Consider the following 4952-nt stretch of genomic DNA (forward strand, 5'->3'; position numbering starts at 1 on the left):
TCCTCTTCCTCATCGCGCGCCAATGACGGCGCGCGATGAGGAAGAGGAGATAGCAGAATGTCAGCGCGGCCAGCACCGCGATCAATCGGAACATGTCGTCATAGGCCAGCACATTGGCCTCGCGCGTGGCCGCCTGCGACAGCAGCGCACCGCCCTCCGCCGCGCGCAAGGACGGATCGCCGACGACCCGCGCGACCCCGCTGGCCCCGGCCTGCAACCGTGCCTGCACGATCGGATCGGTCGGGCTGATCGCTTGCGTCAGGACGGCGCTGTTCGCCTTCTCGCGGACGATCTGATAGGTACCGAGCAGCGCGCTCCCCGCCAGGCTCCCGATCGAGTTCAGCACGCCGAACAGCGCCAGGAAGCTGATGACATGCCCCGCGCCCTGTTGCAGCGCGCGCGTCATCCCGAACAGCAGCGAGGGCCCGAGGAAATACGCCCCTGCAAACGCGATCACCGCCTGCGTCACGTACAATTGCGGCGCGCGCGTCAGGCTGGTGGCATGCGAATCCGCCCAGGCGGCGATCGCGACCAGCCCGATCGCCAGCATCACCGGCTGCGTCAGCTTCAGCGGATCGATCGTCGCCGCGCTCAGGACGAAGCCCGCGACGGTGGCGAGGAAGATGATCGTGAAGAACGGCACCAATTGATCGTTGTTCTGCCCCAGCACGGTCAACAGCCCGACCGCGCCATAGGTCTGTTCCGACAGCACGATCCGCGCCATCAAGGTCACGATCGCGAAGCGCAGGATGTCGGCACTGCCCAGCCAGCGGGTGTTGAGCAACGGGTTCCTGCGATGATGCTCGATCCACAGCGCGGCGCTCAGCATCGGGATCGCGGCGAGCAGCGCCCAGCCGATCCACGCCGCCTGCGTCCACCAGACATAGCGGCCCAGCCCCAGCACCGCGGCGAACAGCGCCATCGACACCGCGTAGAGCGCGAAGGTGACGAAATCGAGCGGCTCGAACGCCTTCTGCCGCGTGGTCGGCGGCAGGCGGAAGGCGAGGACGGCGGCGAGGCTGAGCGCCGACAGCCCCAGCTCGAACAGGTACAAGGTCCGCCACTGGCTCATGGCGAGCAGTTCTGGCGAGAACAGCCGCGCCAACGGCGTCGCGCACTGCGGTATCCCGATCCCCAGCACCAGCGCGCGCAGCCGCCATTTCGCCGGGAACGCCTGCATCAGATAATATAGCGCGAAGGTACTGAGCGCCGCCCCCGCCATCCCGCTCGCGGCGCGCACGAGGATCGCCGAGGCGAAGTCGCGCACGAACAAATGCCCCAATGTCAGCGCGCAATATAGCGACAGGAACAGCACCGCGAACGGCCGCAGCCCGAATTGCTGGCGAAACTTGATGAGCAGCAGGTTGATGCTGACGTTGGTCATGACATAGACCGTCGGCAGCCACGCGATCTCGGACGGATCGAGCCCCAGCGCCCCCGCCAACGTCACGGTGTTGGCGGCGACCAGCGCGTTGCCGAACCCGCCGGTCAACCCGACCAGCACCGCGACCAGCCCATAGGCGATCCGCCGTGCGAGCGGATGGTCGGGCGACCCTGGGGAACCGGGCATGGCGGGGCGTTCGTGGGGGGCGAATTCCCAACGTTCCTCGCTCAATATGTCGCGCAGCCGCGCCAGCACCGCCATCGCGCCTACATGGCAATGCGCGGCGGCGGTGTCACGGATGTAAGTTGCGCCCGCGACGCTTTCGGTGGCAGGCAGGCGCGCATGGCGAACTGGCATTTCTGGATCGATCGCGGCGGCACCTTCACCGATGTGGTCGCGGTGCGCCCCGATGGCGCGCTGGTCACCGCCAAATTGCTGTCGGAGGACCCGGGCCGCTACGACGATGCGGCAGTCGAGGCGATCCGGCGGCTGACCGGCGTGCGCGACGGCGCGCTGCCCCCCGCCGACATCCGCATCGGCACCACGATCGCGACCAACGCGCTGCTGGAGCGCAAGGGCGAGCGGGTATTGCTGGTGACGACGCGCGGCTTCGGTGACGCGCTGACCATCGGTTATCAGGACCGGCCCGACATTTTCGCGCTCCACATCGTCCGTCCCGCGCCACTCGCGGCGGAGGTGCTGGAGGTCGACGAGCGGGTGACGGCGGCGGGCGAAACATTGGTGCCGCTCGATCTCGACGCGGCCACGGCGGGGATGCGCGCGGCGTTCGATCGCGGGCTGCGCTCGGTCGCGATCGTGCTGATGCACGGGTGGAAGCACCGCGCACACGAAGCGGCGCTCGGCGAGGCAGCGCGCGCGATCGGCTTTGCCCAGGTGTCGGTCAGCCATCAGGTCGCGCCCGTCATGAAACTGGTCGCGCGCGGCGACACGACATTGGTCGACGCCTATCTCTCCCCCGCGCTCGACCTTTATACCGCCCGACTGACCGCCGCGCTGGAGGGACAGTCGCCCCTGTTCATGCAAAGCTCGGGCGGGCTGACCGATGCGCGGACCTTTCGCGGCAAGGATGCGCTACTGTCGGGGCCGGCGGGCGGGATCGTCGGCATGGCGGGTACGGCGCGTGCGGCAGGCTTCGATCACGTCATCGGCTTCGACATGGGCGGCACTTCGACCGACGTCTCGCTCTATGCCGGACAATATGACCGCCGCACCGATGCGGTGATCGCGGGCACGCGCGTCGCGGTCCCGATGATGCGGATCGATACCGTCGCGGCGGGCGGCGGCTCGATCTGTGCGTGGCAGGGCGGGCGTTTTACCGTCGGGCCGGAATCGGCTGGGGCGGTGCCGGGACCGGCCTGCTACCGGCGCGGCGGGCCGCTGACCGTCACCGACTGCAACCTGATCCTCGGCAAGATTCAGCCCGAACATTTCCCGCGCGTCTTCGGCGCGGGCGGCGACCAGCCGCTCGACCGCGCGGCGGCGGAGGCGCGGATCGACGCGGTGATCGCGGCGTCGGGCACCGCGATGACGCGCGAACGGGCGGCGGCGGGCTTCATCGCCATCGCGGTCGGTGCGATGGCGCAGGCGATCCGCACGATCTCGGTCGCGCGCGGGCATGATCCGGCGGACTATGTGCTGGCCAGCTTCGGCGGCGCGGGCGGGCAGCACGCCTGTCTGGTTGCCGATGCGCTGGGGATCGAGCGGGTGATGATCCACCCGCTCGCGGGCGTGCTGTCGGCCTATGGCATGGGGCTGGCCGATCGCCGCGCGGTGCGCGAGCAGACATTGGGCACCGCGATCGAAGACGCGGCGTCGCTGCGCGAGGCACACGACCGGCTGGCGGCGGCGGCGTGCGCGGCCTTGTCCGCACAGGCCGTCGCGGCGGATGCGATCGAGGCGAGCGTCCGGCTGCGCTACGCGCGCACCGATCAGGGGATCGAGGTGCCGCTCGGCGACCCCGCGGCGATGCGTGCCGCGTTCGAGGCGGCGCACCGGCGGCAGTATGGCTTCGTCGGGACCGACGCATTGGTCGTCGATCTGCTCCGCGTCGAGGCGATCGCGCGCGCCGCGACCGAGGCGCGCTTCCCCGCGCTGCCGGTCGCCAGCGCCGCGCCGGTCGATGTGGCCGTGCCCGGCGGCACGATGCCGCTCCACGCGCGCGATGGGCTCGCGACGGGGGCGGAGGTCGATGGTCCCGCGCTGATCGTCGATGCGGTGTCGACCACGATGGTAGAGCCGGGCTGGCGCGCGCGGGTCGATGACGGCGGCAGCCTGATCCTCACCCGCATCGCCGCCCGCCCGCGCCCCAGCGCCGATGCGGCGGTCGATCCGGTGCGGCTGGAGGTGTTCGCCGGGCTGTTCATGGGCGTGGCCGAGGAAATGGGCGCGGCGCTCCAGCGCTCGGCGGCCTCGGTCAACATCCGCGAGCGGCTCGATTTCTCCTGCGCCTTGTTCGACGCCGCGGGCAATCTGGTCGCCAACGCGCCGCACATTCCGGTCCATCTCGGCTCGATGGGCGACAGCATCCGCACCGTGATCGCGGCGCGCACGCGTGATGGGCGCGGGATGCGCGCCGGCGACGTCTATGCGCTCAACAACCCCTATCGCGGCGGCACGCACCTCCCCGACATCACCGTCATCATGCCGGTGTTCGCGGGCGGCGATGCGACGCCCGCCTTCTTCGTCGCGGCGCGGGGTCATCATGCCGATGTCGGCGGGATCACCCCCGGCTCGATGCCGGCCGCCAGCACGACAATCCATGACGAGGGCGTCATCCTCGACGACCTGTTGATCGTCGAGGACGGGCGCCTGCGCGAGGATGCGGTGCGCGCCGCCTTCGCCAGCGGCCCGCATCCGGCGCGCAACATCGACCAGAATGTCGCCGATCTGGTCGCGCAGGTCGCCGCCTGCGCGCGCGGGCGCGATGGCTTGCTGGCGCTGGCGTCGGGGCACGGCGCGGATGTCGTCTCCGCGTACATGCGCCATGTGCAGGACCATGCCGAGGCGACCGCGCGCGAACTGCTGCGCGATCTGGGCGATGGCGACTTCGCCTATGAGGCCGATGACGGCGCGATGGTGCGGGTGGCGGTGCGGATCGACCGCGCGGACGGCACGGCGACCATCGACTTCACCGGCACCAGCGAACAACGCGCGAGCAACTTTAACGCGCCGTTCAGCGTGACGCGCGCGGCGGTGCTGTACGTTTTGCGCACCCTGGTCGACACCGCGATCCCCCTGAACGACGGTTTCCTGCGCCCGGTGACGCTCGTGGTACCCGAAGGCTCGATGCTCAACCCCCGCTATCCGGCGGCTGTGGTGGCGGGGAATGTCGAGGTCAGCCAGATCGTCACCGACACGCTGTTCGGCGCACTGGGAGCGTTGGCAGCCAGTCAGGGCACGATGAACAACCTCACCTTCGGCGACGACCGCTTCCAATATTACGAAACCATCGCCGGCGGTGCCGGCGCGGGGCCGGGCTTCGCGGGTGCGGACGCGGTACAGACCCATATGACCAACAGCCGACTGACCGATGCCGAGGTGCTGGAGG

Annotated in this window: 2 protein-coding genes; one reads left to right on the top strand and one right to left on the bottom strand. The window is 69.9% G+C overall.

The features are described from left to right. A partial coding sequence (locus NS334_RS16115) for an MFS transporter (RefSeq protein ID WP_241492000.1) occupies positions 1–1741 on the bottom strand: 1741 nt, incomplete at its 3' end. On the opposite strand from NS334_RS16115, the gene NS334_RS16120 reads away from it, so the two are divergent. Continuing rightward, a partial coding sequence (locus NS334_RS16120; RefSeq protein WP_058756969.1) for a hydantoinase B/oxoprolinase family protein occupies positions 1727–4952 on the top strand: 3226 nt, incomplete at its 3' end. The genes NS334_RS16115 and NS334_RS16120 overlap by 15 nt on opposite strands.

The organism is Sphingomonas endophytica (assembly GCF_001476895.1).
Taxonomy (GTDB): Bacteria; Pseudomonadota; Alphaproteobacteria; order Sphingomonadales; family Sphingomonadaceae; genus Sphingomonas; species Sphingomonas endophytica_A.